The organism is Maritimibacter dapengensis (assembly GCF_019218265.1).
Lineage (GTDB): Bacteria > Pseudomonadota > Alphaproteobacteria > Rhodobacterales > Rhodobacteraceae > Maritimibacter > Maritimibacter dapengensis.
Window position 1 is genome coordinate 318921 of the sequence record NZ_JAHUZE010000004.1, and the last position, 23225, is coordinate 342145.

21 protein-coding genes are annotated in these 23225 nt (G+C 58.7%); 15 read left to right on the top strand and 6 right to left on the bottom strand.

Translation table 11 applies throughout. The features are described 5' to 3' along the window. Nucleotides 1-128 precede the first annotated feature (128 nt). The 7 genes from KJP28_RS16835 (at nucleotide 129) to KJP28_RS16865 (ending at nucleotide 11517) form a co-directional block, all read left to right on the top strand. Nucleotides 129-1481, top strand: coding sequence for a hypothetical protein (locus tag KJP28_RS16835; protein ID WP_255552441.1), 1353 nt, complete (start codon nucleotides 129-131; stop codon nucleotides 1479-1481). A gap of 314 nt (nucleotides 1482-1795) precedes the next feature. Continuing rightward, nucleotides 1796-3856 carry a hypothetical protein gene (locus tag KJP28_RS16840; RefSeq protein ID WP_218393793.1) on the top strand — a complete coding sequence of 687 codons (2061 nt, stop codon included), beginning with the start codon at nucleotides 1796-1798 and terminating at the stop codon, nucleotides 3854-3856. Nucleotides 3857-4357: 501 nt separating this feature from the next. Next, nucleotides 4358-5047 carry an NnrU family protein gene (locus KJP28_RS16845; protein ID WP_218393794.1) on the top strand — a complete coding sequence of 230 codons (690 nt, stop codon included), beginning with the start codon at nucleotides 4358-4360 and terminating at the stop codon, nucleotides 5045-5047. Between the two features lie 941 nt (nucleotides 5048-5988). Further along, nucleotides 5989-7596, top strand: a complete 1608-nt coding sequence (locus KJP28_RS16850; protein WP_218393795.1) for an ABC transporter substrate-binding protein — start codon at nucleotides 5989-5991, stop codon at nucleotides 7594-7596. Nucleotides 7597-7778: 182 nt separating this feature from the next. After that, the gene (locus KJP28_RS16855; protein WP_218393796.1) at nucleotides 7779-8735 is read left to right on the top strand and encodes an ABC transporter permease; all 957 of its coding nucleotides are present in this window, start codon (nucleotides 7779-7781) and stop codon (nucleotides 8733-8735) included. 12 nt (nucleotides 8736-8747) lie between these two features. Then, nucleotides 8748-9812, top strand: coding sequence for an ABC transporter permease (locus tag KJP28_RS16860; RefSeq protein WP_218393797.1), 1065 nt, complete (start codon nucleotides 8748-8750; stop codon nucleotides 9810-9812). Nucleotide 9813: 1 nt separating this feature from the next. Next, nucleotides 9814-11517, top strand: a complete 1704-nt coding sequence (locus KJP28_RS16865) for an ABC transporter ATP-binding protein (protein ID WP_218393798.1) — start codon at nucleotides 9814-9816, stop codon at nucleotides 11515-11517. Between the two features lie 378 nt (nucleotides 11518-11895). Here the strand turns inward: KJP28_RS16865 and KJP28_RS16870 are convergent, their stop codons facing one another. The 4 genes from KJP28_RS16870 to KJP28_RS16885 form a co-directional block, all read right to left on the bottom strand. After that, a complete protein-coding gene (locus tag KJP28_RS16870; protein WP_218393799.1) occupies nucleotides 11896-12669 on the bottom strand; it encodes a cyclase family protein in 774 nt (257 codons plus the stop codon). Between the two features lie 211 nt (nucleotides 12670-12880). After that, nucleotides 12881-13681, bottom strand: a complete 801-nt coding sequence (locus KJP28_RS16875) for an SDR family NAD(P)-dependent oxidoreductase (RefSeq protein WP_218393800.1) — start codon at nucleotides 13679-13681, stop codon at nucleotides 12881-12883. 58 nt (nucleotides 13682-13739) lie between these two features. Next, nucleotides 13740-14228 (bottom strand): VOC family protein, encoded by a 489-nt coding sequence (locus KJP28_RS16880; RefSeq protein WP_218393801.1) that lies wholly within the window; start codon nucleotides 14226-14228, stop codon nucleotides 13740-13742. After that, nucleotides 14221-14835, bottom strand: a complete 615-nt coding sequence (locus tag KJP28_RS16885; protein WP_218393802.1) for a cupin domain-containing protein — start codon at nucleotides 14833-14835, stop codon at nucleotides 14221-14223. The genes KJP28_RS16880 and KJP28_RS16885 overlap by 8 nt, the downstream gene beginning before the upstream one ends. Before the next feature lie 137 nt (nucleotides 14836-14972). Between KJP28_RS16885 and KJP28_RS16890 the strand changes: the two genes are divergently transcribed. The 3 genes from KJP28_RS16890 to KJP28_RS16900 are packed head-to-tail and all read left to right on the top strand — an operon-like array spanning nucleotide 14973 to nucleotide 17232. Continuing rightward, nucleotides 14973-16565: a phytoene desaturase family protein gene (locus KJP28_RS16890; RefSeq protein WP_218393803.1), complete on the top strand. Its 1593-nt coding sequence runs from the start codon at nucleotides 14973-14975 to the stop codon at nucleotides 16563-16565. Further along, a complete protein-coding gene (locus KJP28_RS16895; RefSeq protein WP_255552442.1) occupies nucleotides 16565-16807 on the top strand; it encodes a hypothetical protein in 243 nt (80 codons plus the stop codon). The genes KJP28_RS16890 and KJP28_RS16895 overlap by 1 nt, the downstream gene beginning before the upstream one ends. Further along, nucleotides 16804-17232, top strand: coding sequence for a nuclear transport factor 2 family protein (locus KJP28_RS16900; RefSeq protein WP_255552443.1), 429 nt, complete (start codon nucleotides 16804-16806; stop codon nucleotides 17230-17232). The genes KJP28_RS16895 and KJP28_RS16900 overlap by 4 nt, the downstream gene beginning before the upstream one ends. Nucleotides 17233-17247: 15 nt before the next feature. Here the strand turns inward: KJP28_RS16900 and KJP28_RS16905 are convergent, their stop codons facing one another. Then, nucleotides 17248-18375: a DUF3089 domain-containing protein gene (locus KJP28_RS16905; protein WP_218393804.1), complete on the bottom strand. Its 1128-nt coding sequence runs from the start codon at nucleotides 18373-18375 to the stop codon at nucleotides 17248-17250. A gap of 147 nt (nucleotides 18376-18522) precedes the next feature. Between KJP28_RS16905 and KJP28_RS16910 the strand changes: the two genes are divergently transcribed. Continuing rightward, entirely contained in the window at nucleotides 18523-18993 is a 471-nt protein-coding gene (locus KJP28_RS16910; RefSeq protein ID WP_218393805.1) for a winged helix-turn-helix transcriptional regulator, read from the top strand. On the opposite strand, the gene KJP28_RS16915 is transcribed toward KJP28_RS16910, so the two are convergent. Further along, complete coding sequence (locus KJP28_RS16915) at nucleotides 18990-19685, bottom strand: TetR/AcrR family transcriptional regulator (protein ID WP_218393806.1); 696 nt, start codon at nucleotides 19683-19685, stop codon at nucleotides 18990-18992. The genes KJP28_RS16910 and KJP28_RS16915 overlap by 4 nt on opposite strands. 134 nt (nucleotides 19686-19819) lie before the next feature. Between KJP28_RS16915 and KJP28_RS16920 the strand changes: the two genes are divergently transcribed. The 4 genes from KJP28_RS16920 to KJP28_RS16935 are packed head-to-tail and all read left to right on the top strand — an operon-like array spanning nucleotide 19820 to nucleotide 23218. Then, nucleotides 19820-20626 carry an ABC transporter ATP-binding protein gene (locus tag KJP28_RS16920; protein WP_218393807.1) on the top strand — a complete coding sequence of 269 codons (807 nt, stop codon included), beginning with the start codon at nucleotides 19820-19822 and terminating at the stop codon, nucleotides 20624-20626. A gap of 53 nt (nucleotides 20627-20679) precedes the next feature. After that, on the top strand, nucleotides 20680-21651 hold the full coding sequence (locus tag KJP28_RS16925; protein WP_218393808.1) for an ABC transporter substrate-binding protein: 972 nt from the start codon (nucleotides 20680-20682) through the stop codon (nucleotides 21649-21651). Nucleotides 21652-21671: 20 nt separating this feature from the next. Continuing rightward, complete coding sequence (locus tag KJP28_RS16930) at nucleotides 21672-22442, top strand: ABC transporter permease (RefSeq protein WP_218393809.1); 771 nt, start codon at nucleotides 21672-21674, stop codon at nucleotides 22440-22442. Further along, entirely contained in the window at nucleotides 22442-23218 is a 777-nt protein-coding gene (locus KJP28_RS16935) for an ABC transporter permease (RefSeq protein WP_218393810.1), read from the top strand. Before KJP28_RS16930 ends, KJP28_RS16935 begins: the two co-directional genes overlap by 1 nt. The last annotated feature ends 7 nt before the right edge of the window (nucleotides 23219-23225 follow it).

A 23225-nucleotide genomic window follows, 5' to 3' on the forward strand; every position in this document is an offset into this window, starting at 1 on the left:
CGCCTCGGGCATTGGCGGAAGGGGCGTCCTTCGGTCCGAAGGATAGCCTCCTTGGTGCGTATGAAGGAGCGCGTCCGGGGAGACCTGCGCATGCCTTGCTCGGTCATGGGATGGTGCGGGGAACGGAGATGGGGACCGTCCTGTTTCCCTATCCCAAGCGTGATCATGCGGAAAACCCGCCGCGCGAAGGGTTTCCAGTTCGTCCCCGTCGCGGGCAGGAACCGACCAATGCGGCAGAGGAGGCGGGTGCGATCGCGCTTCGGCACATGAACGAAGTCATCGCGCGCATTCAGGAGTTGGAAGAAGCCCTGGAAGACCCTGCCAATGTCTGGTCGCGCTTGCGAGAGGCATGGCGTGCGGCGGAAGACGAGGCAAAGCCACGCATGGCCGAGATCGTCCGGCAATCTCGTCGGATGCAGCCCGTGCTTCAGGATCTGATCAAGAGGATCCGGCGGGTGCTTCGTCGTCACCGGGAGCTGACCCCGCTCGACCGGGTGCAGGAAATGGACCGCGCTTCGATGGTGTGGCTCAGTCGACAGCCCGGGCGCAGCATTGCTGAGCGGGCAGGATCCGCACAACGCATCCTCGCCACCGTTCGTCGCGAAAATTTCGACACGCTTGAGAACCGGGTGCTGTTCGCATACGCCAAACTCGCCTCCGAGTTGGCACGTGAATGGCTCCGCGAGCACCCGAGGGCGACGCGAAGCGATCGTTACATATCGGTCGATGCATTTCGCAAGGCGACACGATCTCTGGTAAAACTCCTTAGCGATCTTGGTGTGACCGAAGCTCAAGCAGGGATCACGCCCAATTACGTTCTCATGCAGGATCGGAGCTATCACGAGGTCCATGAGAATTGGATCAGGCTTCTCGAGCGGCAAAAGGCCGAAGATGACCTTTGGGCCTGGCAGGCTGAAACTTGGACCGATTTTGCGGTGGTCGCGATTATTCTCGCGATCGACGAGTTGGAAGAGGCTGAACTTGTCGCACAATCGCCTGTCGACTGGCATTACGAAGCTGTAGGCGGAAAGTGGTTTTCGCAGGATCGCCCCATCGCCGTATTCTGGCTGCGCGAGACCAATCGCGTCGTCGAAATCATGTCCCGACCCGAGGCTCCCGGAACGCTTCTGACGGTCGCGCGGGCACATGTCGCTTTGCGGATCACCGACCCGTCAAGGTCCGATCCCCCGCGGCGCGTGGCCGTTTGGACACCCCATGCGATGCTGCGGCTCGACCTCGAGGAGGCTGCGACAGAGGCCGCCAGCCTCTTGCAGCAACTTCAGCCTTTGGCCACTTCCGAGATTATGCGCGACGGCTTGATCATGACCCCGGCTTGGGGCCGGGCAGAGGCGGTGGAGGAAAAGCGGGGCAACGTCAGACTCAAGGCTATCGCACTGGGCCCATCAGGTGATGAGCTGTCGCGCGGCTTTTCCGAAGTTCGGGCCTTCGTGCGTAGCGAAATCTACAAAGGTGCGGCATGAGCGAACGCAAGCTTTGCGGTTACGATGTGAACGGTTGGCGTGACTTCTCCGCGCGCAATTGGAAGCTCACCCCCGGGGATGAAGAAGAGATCGGTCCGACCGAGATCATCGAGAACGGCCCGCTGACCAGTGCCGTGCTGATCGGGACAGCCGCAAAGGACCGCTGGATCGGCGGGCCGCAGGCGACGATTTCTCCGCATGGACTCGGCGATGGCTGGGGCGAAGTTGGGCGGGAGGAACGCCGAGTTTTAATCCGGTCACTTCTGGATCGGGACGACGTTCGACTGCCCCCCCTCGCGGCTGCCTTATCGGGGATGGGGCACGGCGCCTCGTTCAATGTCATTGCTATCGACGATACTCCGGCGAGCGACGAATTGGTGCAGGAGCATCTCTTGGCCGCATCCGGCGTTGCGCGCCTGAGAAACGTAATGCTCGTGTGGCGCCCGGTTCTCGCGGTCCTGCATGCTTTGGACCAAAAGCTGGTTTGTGAAGGCCAGACCGTTGGCGTCGTCACTCAGAGCGCCGAGGGCGTTTCGCTTCAGTCCTTCGATCTTCGTCCTGCGCATGGCAAGAGCACGCGCGTGGTGGCGCCGGAACGTCGTCGCACCGGGCGAAGTGTTTCGGGACCACTGGGGTTCTCCTCGCTCGTTCGGACTGCGCGGTATTTGGCGCTTGGGGAAGACGGGCTGTCGGCCCGGACCGCGCATCGAGCCCGCGCGCGCAGTGTCGGGAATTTCGCGCTCGGCCTGCCGGTGTCCCCCGAGGTCCTGCGTCAACAAAACGGCGACTGGGACTTGGTCGATCTCTCGGACGAGGTCTGGCCGACGGCGTTGACGCTCGACGAGACCTTGCCGGATTTTTCCGAGTGCGACGCGGTCTTGCTCGAAACCGTGGCAGAAGGCGCCGCCGCCGAGGCCCTGCACCGTGCCGTGGCGCAGGTGTCCAAGTCGCCACTCATCCGCCTCACACCGTATGCGGTGGCACGTGGTGCCCTTGTCGCGGCGCGCCGTCTCGGCTCAGGCGACCCTGTATACTTCGACTTCCTTCCCCGAATTTCGACGATCGTATTCAGTGGCAATTCGGCGTCGAACTTTGATTTGATCGACGCGAAAGAGACCTTGGAGGCGGGGCGCCTCTATCGAAGCCCGGTCCCGGCCGAGCTGGCCATTCCGGGAGGGCAGAACCAGATTTCGGTCTATCTCAGGAAAGACGCGGCTCCTTGGCCTCGCAAGGCAAAACTTGAGCTCGACAAACCGCTACGCTCGAATACGCCGGTATCGCTCTGGGTCGAACAGAAACCGGCGGCAGGTCGAGCCCGCATCCTGATGGAAGCGCGCGATCTCGGGCGTAGCTTCACGATCGATTGGGACGAGGCGACGGAAGAGAAACGTTCTTGGGAAGATATTATCGATAGTCAGCACGGCACAGTATCGGTTCCGTCCCGTCTGGTCTTGCCCTGTGGGCTGGACGCTTGGCATGACAGCGAACGTGCGGATGGTCTATTCACGCTTCTCGACAAAGAAACAGACCGCCGAAACCCGGATTGGGACACGCTCGCAGCGAAACTATCTCAAAGGCCGTTTGGGAAATACTGCATTTCGAGCGATGGCGATCTCCCCGACGAAATCGACCCTGAGTATGTTGAGCATCTCGATCGGCTAACGGAACGCGCCATCGACGTCACACAACGTCGTCTGCGTGGCGAGGTGGGACCAGGCACCGAAGACAATGCCGCGCTGAAGTTCTTGACGTGGCAGTTCAGAAGATGCCCTGAACCTGTGGCGGGTTGGTTGATCGACTGTATTGAAGCCGACGACCGGACACATCCTTTCGTGCACTATGCGGCAAGTTGGGTGCTGGTGTTTCAAGGGCTCGGTCGTATCATCAAAGATGAGAAAATCGAGCAAAAAGCGATAGAGACGCTCCTGTCCACGAAGATCGAGGATTGGGTGTGGAACCGTCAAAGCGCAGGGATGGCCTTCTTGCTCTCGCGGTCGGATACTGCACCGTTTCTCTTGAACCGTTATGATGTAGAACGCCTTGGGCGCCGAGCCATCGCGGACTTCAAACGCAACCTCCATGGCGAATACACGATGTTCAATTATGCGCCGTTTTTGATGGCTGGACTTCTGCGTTGGCGACGGAAGGAGCCGGCGGCACTGGTGGCTGGCACCGATCCGTTGGCCGACGAATTCCTCAAAATCATTCTTCGCGTCGAAGACGACATGACCGGTCGGGATAGATCCTCGCCTAATTTCGCACGACGCCGTTCCAAGTTCCTGCCAATCCTTAAGGATCTTAAGGCGGAGGTTCAAGGCAATGGGTCGAACCCAGACTTGCTTTTGGATATCTATAGCGTGAGCAGCAGCAAGTGATTGAACACCGTGGTTCCAATCTAATTGTCAAAGCGACGCCAGCTCAGCTCGCTTTTCGTATTGGAAGCAGTGACACAATTAGGACTGACGTTCGCTCCATTTCAAAGTGGTGATTCGAGATCAGGGTTCAATGTTATTCCACCACCTCCGGCAAGCTTGTGTAGCCCAGTGGCCCCGCTTCACCGCGCGAGGTGAAAGCTCCGCACCTCAGTTGATAGCTCAAACTGAGCAAAGTTGCGAGGATACGAAACGATCTGCGACCGCAGTTACCTGATCACTCAGTGCCACCTGACTTTCAAATTTGTCTTGACAGCTTTCCCGCCCAAATCCTTAGACAACCCTCCGCGTAACCCTTTGATTTCCAAAACCTCGGTTTTGTCTAAGAAATCCACAAGCTATTGAAAACAAAGGCCGGTGGCGATCCTCCCCAGAGCGCCATTATCCCAAGGTAAGCCACTGTTTTTCGTTGCGTCATGTCGCGGTTTTGGTAGTGGACTGGGCATGGAAGGTTGGGCGGAATACACACTGGCGATGATCGCGTTTTTGTCGAGCCATTTCGTGCCGCGCGTCGCGGATTTGCGAGGTCGGCTCATGTCCCGTATTGGGCGCCGAGCCTATTTCATTGTGTATGGAATCGTGTCGCTTTTACTCTTCGGATGGGTCATTTCGGCGGCCGGGCGTGCGCCCTTTATTGAACTTTGGCCACAGACGTCGCTGGCAAGATGGGCGCCGAACCTTGTCATGCCGATCGCACTGATCCTCGTTTCTGTCGGGATTGGAATGCGTCAGCCATTCACGCTCGGAAGCAGGCGCAATGCGGATTTTGACCCCGACGATCCGGGGATTGCGGCTATCAGCCGGCATCCACTCTTTCTTGCGCTTGCCATTTGGGCCATTTCTCATCTCCTGCCCAATGGCGACTTGGCCCATGTCATTTTGTTTGGTGCATTCGCCATGTTGGCCGTTTTGGCTATCCCTGCCTTCGACGCGAGGGCTCGGAGGGTATTGATGGGTGGGGCGGATCGTTTCTTCACGCAAACGGCGCTCCTTTCAGTTGCGCCTTTCACCGACCGCGATTGGCGGGCGCGTCATTTTGGGCGTTTTATGCGTCGGGCCGGCATCGGACTGGTAATCTGGGTGGGGTTACTAATGGCCCATGCTGCCGTGATCGGCGTCGCACCGTTTCCCTGAATTCTTGGCTGAAAGGCTTGGAGAGTTTTACCAATCTGAAGTTTTCGCGACGATCGGTTACTCACCATCGTACGGTGCTTTGGCTCATTCGATCCCGAGGTGGTTAACGGCCTGCAGTGCGCCATCAGGGCCAAACTGGGCGAAGAGCGACACTGCGATGGAAGGTGGCCCATGTTCCAGTAATGAACCGCCAAAAACGCTGCACGCGCATTTGACGACCGATGAGCCGATGATGAAATTCGGCTCACGCGCGAACTAGTTGAGCGGTTTATTGCGGCCGAGCAATGTCACACTTAGGGAAGCGAGTACTTTTCGACCGTTATCCGAAGGCTCCGGCCCTTCATACGACGTGTGTCGAACACCACCACGTCGCGAACGGAGCGTCAGTATGGCGTCGATCCTTTGCTTAGGTCGACATTTTGGGCCTGCATGATGATGGTCTGGTCTGCTGCTGCGGCCCCACAAAGACGCGCCAGAATACAACAAGCGAACCCGGTTGAGTCACGCACAATGCCTCGATCGTCTTTGAATGGGCACTCCGGCGAGATCGCTCGGTTGCTTTTTGTTCTGTCAAAGCTGAGGTTTCTTGGCGATCTGTCGATGTTTGCCCACTAGGCTGGCCGTGCCCGCATGGGGTCTTTTCATGGTGCCAGAACGACACGGCCAGCACCGTACCCATGCCACCTTCGCGTAAGAAAAACCGCTTCCCGGTTACGTTTACGTTTTCTCAAAGGCACTGCCCAAAGAGTGAAGGAGATCGTCCAAAAACGACATCACGTTATCTGTTTGGTTAAAAAAACCCTTGTGAGTGGGGTGGATACACGGGAAATTTCGTGTTCATGTAGAGCTATGTCGTTTTTGGACGATTACCCGGCGTACATTTGCCGGACGTTCACAGAGGATCTCGCGCCAAAGCGAGACGGAACCAACAGGGAGCCACTATGACAAAGAAAAACCAGGAATTGATCGAGCGGATCGTCGAGGGGGCCAAGAAGGGCCAGATCTCGCGCCGCGATTTCATGAATTACTCTGCCGCTGCGGGCCTGACGGTCGCCGGGGCGACGGGTCTGTGGACCAAGCAAGCCAAAGCGGCGCCGCAAGCCGGTGGTACATTCCGCTGGGGTATCCATGATGGGAACACCGGGGACACGCACGATCCGGGCACCTATGTGACACGGACGATGATCTTTCTCGCCCACACCCATCGGTCCTATCTGACCATGATCAATGGTGACGGCTCGCTCGGGCCGGACCTTGCGGACAGCTGGGAGGCGAACGAGGAAGCCTCGCAATGGACGTTCACTCTGAACTCCAATGCAAGCTTCCATTCGGGCAGGCCGGTAACAGCGAACGATGTTGTTGCCTCCTTCAACCACCACCGCGGGGATGCCTCGACGTCAGCGGCTAAAGCGCTACTGTCTGACGTCACGGACATCACGGCAGATGGTGAAAACACCGTCGTCTTCTCGCTTTCGGGCGGCAACGCGGACCTTCCGTGGTTGATGACAGACTACCACTTCGCCATTTGTCCGGCCAATGACGACGGCACGATCGACTGGAAATCGGGAGACGGTTCTGGCCCGTACGCTATCGATTCCGGCGAATTCGGCGTGCAGTTCAGCCTGACCAAACACGAAGGCTGGCATGGTGAGGGCGCTTGGTTCGACAAGGTGGAGATCCTGACGCTGAACGACCCGAACGCGCGTCAGACCGCACTGGTCACCGGCGACGTGGACGCCGTCAGCCAAGTCGACGTGAAAACAATGGCACTGCTCGAGCGGGACCCGAATATCCAGGTGTTCAACATTCCATCGGCCGGTGCGATCACGTTGCCGATGCATTGCGACACGGCTCCGTTCGACAATGTGGACGTGCGTAATGCACTGAAACTGTCGATCAACCGCGACGAAGTGATCGAAAAGATCATGTATGGCGCGGCGACCAAGGGCAACGACTTCCACCATTCGCCGGCCCAACCGTATTGGCCGGACGACATCCCGCAGCGCGATTATGATCCGGACCAGGCCAAATCGCTTCTGCAGAAGGCCGGGATGGAGAACCTGACGGTGAACCTGTCGACCGCCGACTCTGTTACGGCAGGCGCCGTTGACATGGCGGTGCTTTATGCTGAACACGCCAAGGCGGCCGGCATTACCATCAACGTCGTGCGTGAACCGAACGATGGTTACTACTCGGACGTTTGGCTGGTGAAGCCTTGGACGCTTGTGTCCTGGGGTGCGCGCCCGACGCCTGACGTGATGTACACTCTGGCTTACAAGAATGACGCGGCCTGGAACGAAAGCCGTTGGCAGAACGAGCGGTTCAACGAACTGCTCCTGCAAGCGAAAGCGGAACTCGACGAGTCGCTGCGTGCAGAAATGTATCGCGAAATGGCGATGCTGGCGCGCGACGATGGCGGCACTGTCATTCCGTTCTTCAACAACTTCGTCTATGGCGCGCGTGCTAACGTCGGCACGCCGGACGAACTGGCCGCAAGCTGGGAGAGCGATGGCGCTCGCGCAGCGAGCCGCTGGTGGTTCGAAAGCTGATCGGCTGAGAAACATTCGGCCCGGCGGGAGACCGCCGGGCCGTTTCAATTCGGACCGGCAGTTTCGGGCCGCTTGCATATGACAGGTGACACGTCGCCTTGCATCGCCCACACTGATCGGAACCGCAATAATTCAACGGCACGCCGAAAAGGCACCGCCGGACAACAACGGGGGAAGAACACATGGGCGATTTGACCCGGCTTGTTCTGAAACGGCTCGGCTACGGGCTTTTGACACTTCTCGTCGTATCCATCCTGATCTTCTTTGCCGTGGAACTCCTCCCCGGCGACGTGGCGGAAGCCGTGCTGGGTCAGGGTGCGACACCGGAAACCGTTCAGGCAATGCGCGATCAACTTGGCTTGGATCGGCCCGCAGTCATCAGGTATCTGGAATGGCTCGGCGGCGCGGTCACCGGCGATTTCGGCGTTTCTGCCGTGTCCGGGGACCCGGTCATGCGTGTGATCGGTGCGCGTTTTGTGAACACTTTGTTCCTTGCGGCATACGCGGCCGTCATCGCGGTGCCATTCGCCATCTTTCTCGGTGTTCTCGTCGCTCTGCTGCGCAACTCGGTTTTCGACCGGGTCGCGAACGTGATGACGCTCACCTCGATCTCGAGCCCCGAATTCTTCCTGGGTTACATCCTGATCCTCTATCTCGCAGTGAAACTGCCGCTCTTCCCGGCAATCGCGAGCCTTTCAGGCGATATGAGCTTCGGTGACTTGTTGCACAGAGCGTTTCTTCCAGCCCTGACGCTGGTTCTGGTCGTCACGGCGCACATGATGCGAATGACCAGGGCGGCAATCATCAACCTGCTGGCCTCGCCCTATATCGAGATGGCGCGGCTCAAGGGGGTTAAGCCGTGGCGGGTTATCGTGAAGCATGCGCTTCCGAACGCCTGGGCGCCGATTATCAACGTTGTCGCTCTCAACCTGGCCTACCTGATTACCGGGGTTGTCCTCGTCGAAGTGGTGTTTGTTTATCCGGGCATCGGCCAAGCCCTCGTGGATGCCGTTGCGAAACGCGATTTCCCGGTCGTTCAGGCCGCGTCGCTCATCTTCGCGGCGACCTTTATCCTGTTGAACCTCGCAGCCGACGTCGGCGCGATCCTGACCAACCCGCGTCTGCGGCATCCGAAATAAGGGGGGCGTGATATGAGTGCTTTCGTATTTGGCTATTATGCCTTTCTCATCCTTGCTTCCGTCATCCTCGCATATGTGGAGTGGCGCAAATGGTTCATGATGGTGTTCTCGCTCACGCTGATCTCGTTCGTGCTGGGCATCGTTGGTGGCACGCCCGCTCTGAGGGCGGTGGCGACTTTCGCGATCGTTCTGGCGGTAGCGGCAATGGTTTCTTACGCGTTCAAGGAATTCCTCATCCAGCTCGCAAAACCGAATCTGGCGAAGGAGTTGCGTACCGCGCCCCTGACGGCGGCCTTCGGGATGTTCGTGATCTTCACCTACGCGATTGCCGGCATTTTCGCCCCGGTCATTGCACCGCATGGCGAGGCCGAAGTGATCGCGGGTGCGTTCGCAGCACCTGATGCGAACATGCTTCTTGGTGCGGACCAATTGGGACGCGATATATTCAGCCGCATCATCTACGGCGCACGCAACTCGGTTGGACTTGCGTTGGTCGCGACCCTGGGCGCGTTCATCCTGGGTGCGCTCGCCGGTCTGCTCGCTGCCGTCAAAGGTGGCTGGTTCGACACGTTCATGGGCCGCGTGGCCGATGTGATCATGTCTATCCCGTCACTGATCTTTGCGCTCTTGATGCTGTCTATCCTCGGCACTGCGACCTGGGTCATCGTGTTCGTGGTTGCAATTATCTATTCGCCGCGCGTGTTCCGTCTGACGCGAGCTGTCGCGGGCAATATCGTGGTAATGGACTATATCGAAGCTGCCAAGTTGCGCGGCGAAGGTGACTGGTACCTGATCCGGCGCGAAATTCTGCCTAACTCGATGGCGCCTTTGATCGCGGAATTCGGCCTCGAGTTCTGTTTCGTGTTTCTGCTCATCGCTGGCCTCAGCTTCCTCGGTCTAGGCCTGCAACCACCGACCGCAGACTGGGGGTCGATGGTGCGTGAAAACGCGACCCTGATTTCCTTTGGCGACGTGACCCCACTGATTCCGGCGGCAGCCATCGCGCTTCTGACCGTGTCCGTGAACTTCGTCGTCGACTGGATGCTGTACCGGTCCTCCGGCCTGAAGGAGCAATAAAATGACCAAATTTTCCGAAAAGGACGTACTGCTCAGGATCAAGGATCTGCAAATCCAAGGCTACTCCGAAGAAACCTGGATCGACATCATCAAGGGTGTCGACCTCACGCTTCATAGGGGGGAGGTATTAGGTCTCATCGGGGAATCCGGGGCGGGCAAATCCACCATCGGGGCCGCGGCGATGGGTTATGCCCGCGACGGCACCCGGATCTCGGGAGGCTCGATCGAGTTCGACGGGATGGAGCTGACCACAGCGACCGAAGGCGAGAAACGGGCACTCCGGGGTTCCCGTATCGCCTATGTCGCGCAGTCGGCGGCGGCATCGTTCAATCCGGCACACAAGATCATTGATCAGCACACCGAAGCGCCGGTGCAATACCGAATCCAGAAACGGATGGCGGCGCAAGAGGACGCGATGGAGCTATATGAGCGCCTGCGATTGCCGAACCCGGGCGAGATTGGTTTCCGTTACCCGCACCAGGTATCCGGCGGGCAGTTGCAGCGGGCGATGACGGCGATGGCAATGTCTTGTCGTCCTGACCTGATCATCTTCGACGAACCGACCACAGCTCTAGATGTGACGACACAGATCGAGGTCTTGGCGGCGATCCGTGACATCGTGGATCAGTTCAATACGGCGGCGATCTACATTACTCACGACCTCGCCGTGGTGGCGCAGATGGCCGATACGATCAAGGTGCTTTTGAAGGGCGAGGAGGTCGAGCAGGCCTCGACCGAGCAGATGCTCAGCAACCCGCAAGAGGAATACACGAAATCGCTTTGGGCGGTGCGTAGCTTCCAGCGCGACCAGAAATCGCGTCCGACCGACGGTACGCCGCCGATTATCTCGGTCAAGAACATCGACGCTTCGTACACCGGCAGCGCGAAAGTGCTGGATGACGTGTCCTTCGATATCTATCCGGGCATGACCGTTGCAGTGGTGGGCGAGTCCGGGTCGGGAAAATCGACAACGGCGCGCTGCATCACGGGGCTATTGCCCCCGTCCAAAGGGGAGATCCTGTTCAAAGGCGAAAAACTTCCGGCGAAATACACGGACCGGAACAAAGATCAACTGCGGCAAGCTCAGATGATCTATCAAATGGCCGACACGGCGCTGAACCCCAAGGTGCAAATTCACGAGATCATTGGGCGTCCGGCGCAATTCTACTCCGGCCTCAAGGGCGGCGATCTGAAACAACGGGTGGACGAATTGCTCGATCTGATCGAGCTCGATCCGGCCAAATATTACTACCGCTATCCGCCCGAGCTTTCTGGAGGTCAGAAGCAGCGTATTGGCATCGCGCGTGCGCTGGCGGCGGAACCCGAATTCATCATCTGTGACGAGGTGACTTCTGCGCTTGACCAACTTGTCGCCGAGGGCATCCTGAAGCTGCTCGACCGGTTGCAGCAGGACCTTGGCCTTGCATACATGTTCATCACCCACGATCTCGCCACCGTTCGGTCAATCGCGGATGAAGTGGTTGTCATGCAGCAGGGCAAAGTGGTGGAGCAGGGACCGAAGGACGAGATGTTCACGCCCCCGCACCATCCCTATACCGACCTACTCCTGTCGTCGGTGCCGGAGATGGACCCGAATTGGCTCACGACCCTGCTCGAAGAGCGCGGAGTGGACAATGTCGGCGAAGCGGCGGACGTTAACCAAGACCCGCCCGATGGAAAGGCCGAGGACGAGCCAACCAAGTGACAATGCTTGCCCAAAGAAAAAGAAACCCCGGCGCACTGCGCCGGGGTTTCGCTATTCCGGTCTGGGTGCAGATCAGATAATGGCAGAAGCCGTGAGGCCGAGAACCGCGACGATACTGCCATACATGATCAGGAACCCCGGCAGGTTACCGCGGGCTTTGTATTCCTTGATGAGTTGATCGCGCGTAATCATCGCAACCTCCTTGCCATCGTCAGATGGCCGAATCCAGTTTCGCTTAAAGGCCCCGTAACGCGTTCGACCTGAGTCGATCAATCCCTTTTTTGCTCAAAATCTATGCAAGATGTGAAAACCCGCTGACCGTTCTGTGCATGACTCTCGTCCGTGTCGTTTCAAGACCATGAGTTGTCGTGTCCTGGCCTAGGTGTCGATCAACGCGATGGGTCGAACGAAACCTGCCGAGGCGTCCTTTATGTTCATCGGCATCGCGACGACCTCGAATCCGGTTGAGGGGATGGCTTCGAGGTTTCCGAGTTTCTCAATGTGACAATAGATCGTGTCGCGCCCGGCCTTATGTCCCTCCCAGAACAAGGACCAGTCACCGGTCTCCTGAATTCGCTCCATCTGACTCATCAAAGGGGCGTCCCAGCTCCAGGCATCGGTGCCGCAAACCCGCATCCCGCGTTCAGTCAGCCAAAGCGTCGCTTCGCGGCCCATGCCGCAACCCGCCGATACATAATCGTCCTCACCATATCGACCCCCAGCGCGAGTGTTGACCAGAACGATGTCGCCAGGCTGAAGGTCGTGACCGATCCGCAAAAGCTCGGCTTCGACCTCGTCCGGGGTGACGACGTGACCATCCGGAAACGATCTGAAGTCAAGCTTCACGCCCGGTCCCATGCACCATTCAAGCGGAACCTGGTCGATACGCCACGCCGGTTCGCCACCGTTCATGGTCGGGTGGTAATGCCATGGCGCGTCCATATGGGTGCCGGAGTGGGTCGTCATGCGTAGATTTTCGATTGCCGCGCCCTTGCCCTCGAGTTGCTTGTCGACCGGAATGCCGAATGCCGCCTCGAAGGTTCTGGCGCCTGCGTCGTGACCAACGAATTCGATCTCCGGCGTCATTCCCGGTGGGTCAGACGCGATCCCGGCCATGAGTGGAACGGACAAATCGACGATCTTGCGTGGCATGGCAACCTCCCTCTTCTTGTCTACAAGCTATGAGCCGTTGACATATCTGTCCAATGAATACCTGAGATACGACCTATATGCCCTCCCCATAGCTTGGATGGCGGGCAAATCGTTGCGGTGGCTTCAGTGGCCGCAACGCAAAAGAGCGATCGTTTCGGCTCAATGGCTAGTGTGCCGAGTTCGGTTCTTGGGACGTCAATATCGGTACTGGTTAACTCTGAAAGAACCGCGAGAGGCGGGCAAAACCAGGAATATGAACACTCGTCCCACCGTCGGCTGCAAACGCTTGCCCAGTGATATATCGTGCCTCGTCGGAGGCGAGAAACGCGACAAGATGTGCTATATCTGCGGGTGTACCGAGATAGGGTGTCAGGGTTTCCTCTTCGACAGTTTCGCGCAGTTCCCCCGGCAGGTACGACAAGGCTGCGGCTGTCCCGGTCAAGCCGGGCAAGACAGCGTTGGCCCGGATGCCACGCTTGCCGTGCGAGGTTGCGATGGAACGGGTCATTTGGATCACCGCCGCTTTGGACGAGCTATATGCGGCCTGTATCAAGTTGCCCTGAAGCGCGAGGTTCGAGGCGGTGTTTATGATGCAGCCTGAGCCTTGCGGTGTCATGACCTTCAGCGCCTCCCGGCAGGCGATCATTGTCCCCCGCGTGTTGACCCGATAAGTCGCGTCCCAGTCATCGGTCGCCATATGTTCGATATCGCCGTCGCGACGGGCCATCTCGGCCGTGAGCAATGCTGCATTGTTGTCGATAACATCCAGCCGACCGAAGTGATCCAGCGTCGTCGCGATCATCGCGGCAATGCTGTCTTCCGATGCCAGGTCGAGTTCGATCGCAATGGCCTGATTGCCAAGCTCATCAGCCAAGGCTCGGGCAGCGTCATGATTGAGGTCTGCCACCACGATCCGCGCGCCGTGTTTCCCCATGATCCGACAGACTTCCGAGCCGATCCCGCCCGCACCGCCGGTGACGATTGTGACCTTTCCATCGAGTGAATAGGACATGCTAGGTTCCTTTACGTTTTAAGGTTTTCGAGACGAACCCCAAGGACCCAATGGAAAATCAGTCTGGGAAATTTCCTGCGGTCACGATTTCGACGATGATGTCGTTAGGGTCGCGGAAGAAAAACGCTGCCGCGCGAGGGCGGGGGTCGTTTGGGCCGAGGGTAGGGTCGTTCTCAAACACCATCGGATCTCCCGGTTTTCGGACGATGCCGATTACCACGCAGTCAGAGCGGGCGTGCAATGCGTCCAGCGCGGCTTGGGCATCCGAAACGGAGAAACATGGGTGCTTTGTGCCTTGTTCGGCGAGGTCGGTATTGGGCGCTTTGCGGTGGTCGGGGACGGGCTCGGACCCTGCCTTTTGGAAGAACTCGAAGCGAAAGTTGTCCCGCCGCAGAAACACAAGGTGCGTGTCGATCGGCTCGATGTATTTCCGATCTTCCACCTCCATACCGAAGACTTCGCCGTAAAAGGTGATCGCGGCTTCAATGTCGTTTACGGAATAACCGACGTGATGCCATTTCAGATCCGGGAAGAGACAGTCAGACAAGACCATGCGCCTCTTTCAGCCGCTGATCGTGCCCCTCGAATGCCGTTTTCAGCTCCGGCTCGAACACACCATCTGTGAGGACAAAGAGCATACGCGTGATCGTGTTTGTCCGGTTGGTCCAAGCGTGGATCGTGCCGCGCTGGACCACCATGTCGCCCCGCTCTAGCACCACTTCCTCTTCGTCCAGAAGTAACACGATCTGGCCCTCCAGCACGATGCCGTAGTCGATGCTTTCCGTGCGGTGCATGAGCGGATGCCGCCCAGGGATGGTATGTTCGGCATTCTCAGCCAGTCCCACCTGCGCAAAGAGCGCCTCGGCTGTTTCCTTGTCGAAGCCCGGGCCGTCCTGCCCCTCGGGCGGGATGTCTACCATGCGTATGATCGTGCCATGCGGCGGCGGCGCGGTTTCGGCGTAGCGGTCTGTAGGTTCACTCTCGGTGGCTGTCACAGGCGCGGGCGATGCGTCCGTATGCCAGAGTTCGTGGAAGGCCAGCCCCGGCTGATGTGCGGGTCGGATGACGTTGGGGGGCGTGCCATCGGAGAGGATGATGGCTTTTCCAGTCGCGTCGTGACCAGTCACAACGCGACGAACATTCCGGGACGGCATGGGCAGGTTCCTTCTTTGGTCGATTGACCAACTTATTACGTTAATTGGTCATCTGTTCAAGGTAGGAACAGAAATGTGCCTTCTAGGCGGCCCGTTTTCGTGGCGCTAACCAGATGATGGCAGATAGGGAGGATCCAATGTCGGACTACGATGTTGTCGTGATGGGAGCGGGGCATAATCAGCTTGGTTGCGCGGCGTACCTTGCAAGAGCTGGCAAGAAGGTTCTGGTGCTCGAGAAAAAAGGATTTCCCGGCGGTGGCGCCGTAACCTTGGAACGCACGGCGCCCGGCTTTCTCCACAACAAGCATTCGATGATCCACGGGATGATTCAGGCGAACCCCATGCTCCTGAACGATGAGCTGGGCCTGAAGTCGAAATACGGCTTGGAATACATCCACCCCGATCCGCCTATGAGCCTTGTGCTCAAGGATTTCACCTATATGCGGTCATACATCTCCATCGACAAAACCTGTGAAGAAATCGCTCGGTTTTCACCCAAGGATGCAGAGGCATATCGCGAGTTCGTCGAGTGGGGTGGTAGGATGATGCCGATGCTGATGCAGGGCATGTTCAACGTGCCGATCCCGATGGGTGCCTTCCTGATGATGATGCAGGGGAGTGAGGACGGGCGCCGCCTCATCGACCTCATGTTCCGCTCGCCCCTTCAGATCGTGGACGAGCTGTTCGAAAGCGACCTGCTCAAAATATTCATTCTCAAATGGGCATCTGAAGGCATCCTTCAGTTCCCCGACGACATGGGAACGGGGTTGGGCGTGATGATCATGATCGTCATGACGCATTATTATCCGGTGGGCTTCGCGGTCGGTGGGTCGGGCGAATTGTCCCGCGCTTTGGTCGATTGCATCAAGGATCACGGCGGCGAGGTGCGGCTCGGGACCGAGATCAATTCGGTGATTGTAGAGAGCGGGCGCGCCGTGGGACTGCGTTCGACGGAGGGCGAAGAATTTCGTGCCAGGGACGCGGTGGTTGCGGCCATCCATCCGAACCTCTTGGGCGATTTCGTCACGGGGCTGGATGAGGCTATGCTGCGCCGTGCCTCCCGCGTAACCAACGCGCCCTATGCGCTGTTCAAGATTGACGCCGCGCTGGATCGGCCCGTTGAGGCCTTCGCCGGGCGGTTGCCGGAGGAGGTCTTCGGTACCGCAGCCAATACGATCCACGCGACGAACCTGCTCGAGTTTCTGGAGAACTTCGAGCCGCTGCGGCTTGGCCGTGTGAACACGACGAACCCGTTACAAGGGGGCGGTCCGATGGCGCTGCCGGGGTTCCAGCCGGAGGGGAAATCGGTCCTCTATATGACGAGCTATCAGCCTTATAACATCGAGCGGAACGGCCCCGGCGACTGGGATCGGATCAAGGAGGATGTGGCGGACAAGCTGCTTGAGACGCACAGCTATTTTTATCCGGGCCTCGAGGATGCCGTCATCGCGAGGGAGGTGGACAGCCCGCTCGATATGCAGCGTTGGTCTCCCGCTACTTTCGTCAATGGCGAGGTCCATGGCGCAGGGTTGCAACTCTTTCAGACCTCCGGCTTCCGCCCTACGCCCGAGCTTGCGCAATACGCGGTGCCGGGCTGCGAGGGGCTCTATCTCTGCGGGCCGTTCATGCATCCAGGCGGGGCGATTTTCGGAGCTGGGCGGCCCACGGCGATCAAGATCCTCGACGATATGGACATCGATTTCGACAGAGTCATCGCGGGGACCCTGTGATGAGCAAGACCAAGAGTGAAATGAAGATCTATGACGCGCAAGGTATGGCGTTGATGTCGGTGAAACGGCTGGAGCGCGACGGCAACGACCTCGTCATCCGGGGCAAGATTTTCGACGCCATGCCGATGGCCGCACGGTTGACGCCCGAGGATGCGCGGGCGGCGTTGAAGATGCTCGACCTGAAGACGATGTTGTTCCTTCTGACCATCTTGTTCCGCAAATCGTCCGACGAGCGCGGATGATGGAACGGGCGCGGTTCGATGACTACATCGCGCGATTCAACGCCCGCGATGCCACGGCCTTCGATGATTACCTATGCGCCGACATGGAAATGCTGAACGGGGCGCTGCGGTTCACGGGAGTGGAGGGGATGAAGCACCATTACGTCGATCTGATCTGGCCTCATTTCCGCGAGGAGCTGAACGCTGAGCGGTTCGTTTCCAATGACACCCACGTCGCGGTGCGGATGCGCACTGAGTTTAAAGCGCTTCACGATGCGGCCGACACTCTGTTCGGGCCAGTGGTGAAAGGGGAGCGGTTCACCTATCGCGGTCTCATAATGTACGACGTGCGCGACGGGAAATTCTCAACGATCACGGTGGCGTATAACAGTTTCACGAACACGAAGCCGGACGGGCAGGTGGTGGAAATGGGGCTACCGCACTAGGGCAGCCCCGCCTCATTACTTCGCTGCGTAGGCCTCTGCCTGCGATTTGATCAGGTCGATGACGTCACCTTGGGTGAGGAAGGCGTCGATCATGTGAAGCCCCCATCCGGTCGCGACATTCGGCCCGAGGAACAACTCACCGCCGATTTCGTCGGTGCGGGCGTCCTCGGGGTCGGCATTCACCGTGATCCCAAAATACTGCGCTCCGTTTTTGCTCATGCAGGCGCCGGAGACGAGACCGGGGGTGGAAACGTAAGGCGTCTCGACGTTGCCCGCGCTTGACCATGCCTCGACCGCCTTCGTCGTCGGCCCATAGATCGAGGTGAAGTAGCTGTCGAGTGTTTCGCGACCCAGTAGCTCGGCGGGGTTCACGCAGGCGTTCACCATGCCCTCTTGCCCCAAGTAGCCGAACTCCGCCCCCTGTGACGGCACATTGTCGGCCTTGAACGAGGTGAAGGCGACCGCGCATCCGGTCTGCTCTGCGCTTTCACAAAGCGGAATCGAGCCAAGCTCGCCACCGACGACTTCGTTCTCAGGCAACGCGATGTTGTAGCCCATGAGGATCGCAGACAGCAGGTTCTCTTGCGCGGGCTTGCCGTCGATCATCATCGGGATGACGCCTTTCAGCATGATGGTGCCCTGGCTGTGGCCGACCAACACGTAAGGACGGCCCTCGTTATGGTTTTCCATGTAGTGACCGAACGCAGCCGCAACGTCAGACGCCGCCAGACCCCAGTCGGCGCCGATATCCCCTCCGCTCAACATTGCGCGAAGACCAGCGAGCGTCACCTGTCGATACATCGGTGCATAGAGTTTGCAGACCTCTCCGAAGCGGGCGAACTGCTTTTGCACGGTCGAGACTTCGGCGGGATCAATGGACAGGTCCGAATTGCCTGTCGGGTCCATCGACACGGTCGGATAGACATAGAAGCAATCGACGCCGGGGTCTTCGGCGGCGGTGAACTCTTTGATGGTGATGCTGCCGTCAGGTGCTACCACCGAAGTGGTCAGATCGGTCTGACAGGCATCTTCGCGTCCGGGCAAACAGAGCCAGTTATCTTCGTTTCCATAGTCGGTTGCCTGCGCCGCAGCAGGGCTGGCAAGACAAACGAGCAATCCCGAAATGGCGATACGTGAAATCATTACTACCTCCCCGAGGGGCGTAAATGCCCCGCCAATCAAGCTAGACCGGTGCGGACAGGGATGTCCACATATTTGCGAAACATTGTTTTGCATTGCAGAACTGTACGGTGATTGACCTTGTTCGGGTTCCTTTGGCATGAACGGCGCATGTTGACGGCAGATGATCTGGCCAAGCTCTTGGCGATTGGCGAGGCAGAGGTTTTGGAAAGTGATCCAAGGCTTGCCGGTCTGGCAGCCCTGTCGGATGCGATGGGCGCAACGCCGCCAGACCGCGACGCCCCAGTGCGTGAGGTCATGGCGCGCCTAGGCGACAATTGGTCCGCGCTCATCCTCAAGGTTCTGGCAACTGGGACATATCGACATGCGACGTTGCGAAGGGTTATCGGCGCTCTGGCTTCTGAACAGGACATCTCGCAACGGATGCTGACGCTGCGGCTCAAGGCGCTGGAACGGGACGGGCTGATTACACGAAGGGAATCACGCTCTGTGCCGCCTCGTGTGGAATATGCATTGTCGCCACTCGGGCGAGACCTTGTGTCTGAGTTCGATCGGCTCTTGGGCTGGCTCGAAGCTCATAGCAGCCAGATCGCCGCCGCACGGGAGCGGTTCAAGGATTAACGATTCAGCGCTTCAAGGCCAGCTGTCGAGAATTCCAGGAGCGTTTCATATGCCGCGGCAAGGTCGGTGCTCGACGCTACGCCGCCGCTCAAGGTCGTGACCCTCGCGTTTTGAGAAACCGTGGCAAGCATTGCGTGAAGCACCATCGCAAAACCTCGGGCAAGTTTGGCCCGGTCGGCCAGTGGCAGCACTTGGTTCAAAGCACCAAGGAAGCGTTGACCGGTGTCGTCAAAATACCTTCGCAGCAGTTCAAGATGTTCGTCGCCTTCGGAAAGCCTCGATACGACGCGGAAATATGATGGCCAACCGGGTTCGCCTGACTGAGCCTTGTCAAACATCGGCCCCATGAACGCGTCGAGGATGGCGGCGGTGTCCGGAGCGACCAACCTGTCGAGCCGTGCGTTCCGTTCCGTGCCCAAGACCGCCGCTCTTCTTGCGACCACTACTTCAAACAGGTTGTCCTTTGAGCCGAAGTGGTAGGAAGCGAGCGCGAGCGTCACATTGGCCTCGCCGGTTATGTCACGCAGCGAGACAGCCGCCATGCCGCGCGCACCAAATAGCTTTTCGGCGGCGTTGAGAATTTTTTCTCGGGTTTCATCGCCGTTGGAGCGTGTGACTTTTTGTTTTCGTCTTGTAACGACTGTTTTATTACGTTCCTTATCCACCCGTTCCCCCGAGGTTTCTTGTGCCATGTATCGATATCTCCGATAGGTAGGCGCGAGAGATGCGATTTTGCACTAATTGGTCACTTGTATAATTAGGAACCCACGGACGCAATGCCGTGCCGCTGCGACTCGCAACCGCAGGCAAGGGCGGGGGAGGATAGATGTTCGATGACGGAAAGCGACCCGACGTAATGGCCGATATCCTGACCGTGACCGGCCTGGAAAAATCACTGGGCAAGGGGTCCGAGCGGCTCAAGATACTCAGCGGGATAGAGTTCACCGCCAAGCCAGGGGAGTTTCTGACCATCGTCGGGCCGTCTGGCTGCGGAAAGACCACGCTTCTCATGTCGTTGGCTGGACTCTATGAGCCCGATAGCGGTCAAGTGCTCTTTCAGGGGCACCATGTATCGGGACCGCCTGAAGGCCTTTCGGTCGTGTTTCAGGACTATTCCCGATCGCTTCTGCCGTGGAAGCGCAACTTGCAAAACGTCCTGTTCGCGATGCGGCGTCTCGACATGTCAAAGGCCGAAAAAGAAGCGTTGGCGCGTGAAATGCTGGAAGCGGTCGGTCTAATCGGGTTCGAGGACCGCTATCCTTGGGAATTGTCCGGCGGCATGCAACAGCGCGTAGCGATCGCGCGCGCGCTCGCAACCCGTTCAAAGCTCCTGCTGCTCGACGAACCTCTTGCGGCAGTCGATGCTCAAACGCGCGCCGATATGCAGGATCTTTTACTTCGGCTTGCCAAGCAGTTCAACAAGACCTGTATGCTCGTCACCCATGATGTGGAGGAGGCGGTCTATATGGCCGACCGTATCGTGGTGCTGTCGAACCGTCCGACCCGGGTGGTCGAAGAGATCGAGGTGCCACTCGCCAAGCCGCGCGATCATCTTGCAACCCGCGAGGACCCGGAATTCCTTCGCATCCGTCATGAGGTGATCGAACGTATTCGGAGTTTTAAGCAAAGCTGACCCGACGAGGTCGAGGCGGAGCCCCCGCCAATCATTCCTAGGGAGGAGAAAACATGAAAAAACGTAGCTTTTTGAAAGGTGTCGCGCTTGCGGCAGTGACGGCGGCGGCCCCGATTTCGGCACTCGCCATGGACACCGTGAAGGTGGCCTACATGAAAATTCCGCCGCTGGTGTCGATCAAATACGCCATCGACAGCGGAATCATGGAAGCGAACGACCTCAACATCGAACTGACCGTCGTCAACGGCGGACCGGAACTGATGACGGCGCTCGCGTCCGGGTCGGCCGACATCGGACAGACCGCAGCCGGCATCGCGCTTCTGGCGCGTTCCAAAGGCTTGCCCATTGCCGTCTTCGGAACGGGCGACACCGAACGTCAGCCCGACTACAACCACAATTGGCTGATCGGCACAGAAGAGGCAGGGACCACTGACCTCAAATCGCTCGAAGGCAAGACAATCGGCGTCGTCGCGAAGAACTCGCCCGCAACGCTCGCCTTCATGAGCCACATGGTAGCCGCCGGCGCCGATCCCAGCACCGTTGAATTCGTAGCGCTGCCGTTCCCGCAGCTGCCCTCCGCTCTCGAAGTCGGCAACGTCGACGCCGTGCATGTGGGCGAGCCGTTCCATGGCATGATCATGGGCTCGGACAAGATCAATGCGGTCGAACTCGCTAATGGCCTTATCCATTCCGAAGAGGGTGTGGAATACGCGCTCGGCGCATGGTTCGCTCAGGATAAATGGCTCGAGGAGAACGAGGAAATTGCCAAGCGCTTCCTCACGGCGATGGAACAATCCTACCGTGAACTGGTCGCCGACCGCTCCAAGGTGAACGCGATCCTGATGGCGGAATTCGGCATGCCCGAAGGTGCCGCTAATGCGACCCCGCTTCCGCTCAAAGCAAAAAGCTTCACAACCACCAATGAGCAGTATCAACCGCTGCTCGAACAGATGGTGTTGACCGGCATGATGGAAGAGGGCGCAATCGACCTCGACGACGCTGTGCGCGCGGTGGACTACAAATAAGCAAGCCAAGGGGCGGCACGATGTTCATGCTCGCAAGACGTGTTGTAGGTCTTCTGATTTTCCTGGTGATCTGGGAGATCGTGACCGCGACAGGGATCGTGTCGCCCGACTATATGCCCCGGCTCGCCGACATTGGCGCGGCGATCTGGGCCTTCGTGACCAGTGGTGACTTCTGGCGCAACTTCTTCGCCACGGTGCAGCGGATGCTGCTGGGCCTCTCCGTTGCGATCGTTCTGGCGATCTCCGTGGCTGTGGTCGCCGCCCGCTTCGCGCTCCTCCGTCGTGCGTTGGAGCCGATCACCGACGTCCTGCGCTCACTACCGCCGCCGGCGCTTGTGCCGCTTCTGATCTTCGTTCTCGGCATAACGCCTGCACTATTCTACTTCGTGATCATTTTCGGCTGCATGTGGGCGACCTATATCTCTGCCTCCAACGCGCTTTCCACGGTCGAGCCGGTTCAGGTGAACACCGCGCGCATCTACGGCCTCTCGGAATGGCAAATCCTGTGGCAGATCAGGTTGCCCGCCGCCATGCCTGAAATCTTCACGGGTATACGCCTGTCGGCCTCCGTTTCCCTTCTCGCCACCACTGCGACCGAGATGCTTCTGGGTGGCGATGGATTGGGCGCCATGATCTACAACGCGGGCTTCAGTCTTTTGTGGGACCAGATGTATGCGCTCATGTTCATCATCGGCCTGCTTGGCATTTTCATGAACCTTGCCGTTGCTGCCGCCCGTTGGCCGCTGGCCGGTTGGCAGACCCGTTACGCCTCGATGGGAGCGACCGCCTAATGGACAAGCTCATCAATGGCCGCATCAACTGGCCGGGGATCATCTTTATCCTACTCATCATCATGGTTTGGGAAATCTGGGCGCAGATCGCGGACAGTTTTTATTTTCCGAAGGCGAGCGCCGTGGCCATGACTATGGTTGAAGATTGGGCGAACCTCTGGGCCGCCACGCTCGACACTCTGCGGCGCGCCGCGATCGGGTTTGTGATCGCGCTGGTGACCATGCTGCCTCTGGGAATCGTGCTTGGCCGCATCCGCATGCTGGGCGAGATCGTGGAGCCGGTGCTGGAGTTTTTCCGTCCCCTTCCGCCCATCGCGGTCGTGCCACTTGCCATCATGCTCTTGGGTATCGGGGATGCCGCGAAGCTCGTGGTCGTCGTCTGGGGTGCCTCTTTCCCCATCGTCATCAACACCATCGATGCCGTGAAGGTGCAGGATCCAATGCAGGCGCGACTCGCCCGCTCGCTCCGCCTGACTACGTGGGAACGGATGACTTTGATCGACCTGCCGGCGGCTCTTCCGCGTATTTTCGCAGGGATCAAGCTGGGCATCACCGTAGCGCTTCTTCTGACGGTCGTGTCCGAGATCATCGTCTCGACCAACGGGTTGGGCGACTATCTGCGTGTGGCGCAGTCCGATTTCTCCATGACCCGTGTGATGACCGCGATCATCGTCATCGCAATCCTTTCCGTCATCGTGAACGGTGCTACCAACTGGGCGAACAAGCGGCTGCTCGACTGGCATTATCGCCGCTCGGCGTTGGCCGGACGTCAATAATTCTCGG

Excerpts from the sequence above, each read along its gene's own strand:
- KJP28_RS16900 (WP_255552443.1), top strand. The coding sequence starts at position 16,804 with ATGATGGAACGGGCGCGGTTCGATGACTACATCGCGCGATTCAACGCC.
- KJP28_RS16855 (WP_218393796.1), top strand. The coding sequence starts at position 7,779 with ATGGGCGATTTGACCCGGCTTGTTCTGAAACGGCTCGGCTACGGGCTT.
- KJP28_RS16925 (WP_218393808.1), top strand. The coding sequence starts at position 20,680 with ATGAAAAAACGTAGCTTTTTGAAAGGTGTCGCGCTTGCGGCAGTGACG.
- KJP28_RS16845 (WP_218393794.1), top strand. The coding sequence starts at position 4,358 with ATGGAAGGTTGGGCGGAATACACACTGGCGATGATCGCGTTTTTGTCG.
- KJP28_RS16875 (WP_218393800.1), bottom strand. The coding sequence starts at position 13,681 with ATGTCCTATTCACTCGATGGAAAGGTCACAATCGTCACCGGCGGTGCG.
- KJP28_RS16935 (WP_218393810.1), top strand. The coding sequence starts at position 22,442 with ATGGACAAGCTCATCAATGGCCGCATCAACTGGCCGGGGATCATCTTT.
- KJP28_RS16840 (WP_218393793.1), top strand. The coding sequence starts at position 1,796 with ATGGGGCACGGCGCCTCGTTCAATGTCATTGCTATCGACGATACTCCG.
- KJP28_RS16835 (WP_255552441.1), top strand. The coding sequence starts at position 129 with ATGGGGACCGTCCTGTTTCCCTATCCCAAGCGTGATCATGCGGAAAAC.
- KJP28_RS16865 (WP_218393798.1), top strand. The coding sequence starts at position 9,814 with ATGACCAAATTTTCCGAAAAGGACGTACTGCTCAGGATCAAGGATCTG.
- KJP28_RS16870 (WP_218393799.1), bottom strand. The coding sequence starts at position 12,669 with ATGCCACGCAAGATCGTCGATTTGTCCGTTCCACTCATGGCCGGGATC.
- KJP28_RS16895 (WP_255552442.1), top strand. The coding sequence starts at position 16,565 with ATGAGCAAGACCAAGAGTGAAATGAAGATCTATGACGCGCAAGGTATG.
- KJP28_RS16885 (WP_218393802.1), bottom strand. The coding sequence starts at position 14,835 with ATGCCGTCCCGGAATGTTCGTCGCGTTGTGACTGGTCACGACGCGACT.
- KJP28_RS16850 (WP_218393795.1), top strand. The coding sequence starts at position 5,989 with ATGACAAAGAAAAACCAGGAATTGATCGAGCGGATCGTCGAGGGGGCC.
- KJP28_RS16860 (WP_218393797.1), top strand. The coding sequence starts at position 8,748 with ATGAGTGCTTTCGTATTTGGCTATTATGCCTTTCTCATCCTTGCTTCC.
- KJP28_RS16915 (WP_218393806.1), bottom strand. The coding sequence starts at position 19,685 with ATGGCACAAGAAACCTCGGGGGAACGGGTGGATAAGGAACGTAATAAA.
- KJP28_RS16910 (WP_218393805.1), top strand. The coding sequence starts at position 18,523 with ATGTTGACGGCAGATGATCTGGCCAAGCTCTTGGCGATTGGCGAGGCA.
- KJP28_RS16920 (WP_218393807.1), top strand. The coding sequence starts at position 19,820 with ATGTTCGATGACGGAAAGCGACCCGACGTAATGGCCGATATCCTGACC.
- KJP28_RS16890 (WP_218393803.1), top strand. The coding sequence starts at position 14,973 with ATGTCGGACTACGATGTTGTCGTGATGGGAGCGGGGCATAATCAGCTT.
- KJP28_RS16905 (WP_218393804.1), bottom strand. The coding sequence starts at position 18,375 with ATGATTTCACGTATCGCCATTTCGGGATTGCTCGTTTGTCTTGCCAGC.
- KJP28_RS16930 (WP_218393809.1), top strand. The coding sequence starts at position 21,672 with ATGTTCATGCTCGCAAGACGTGTTGTAGGTCTTCTGATTTTCCTGGTG.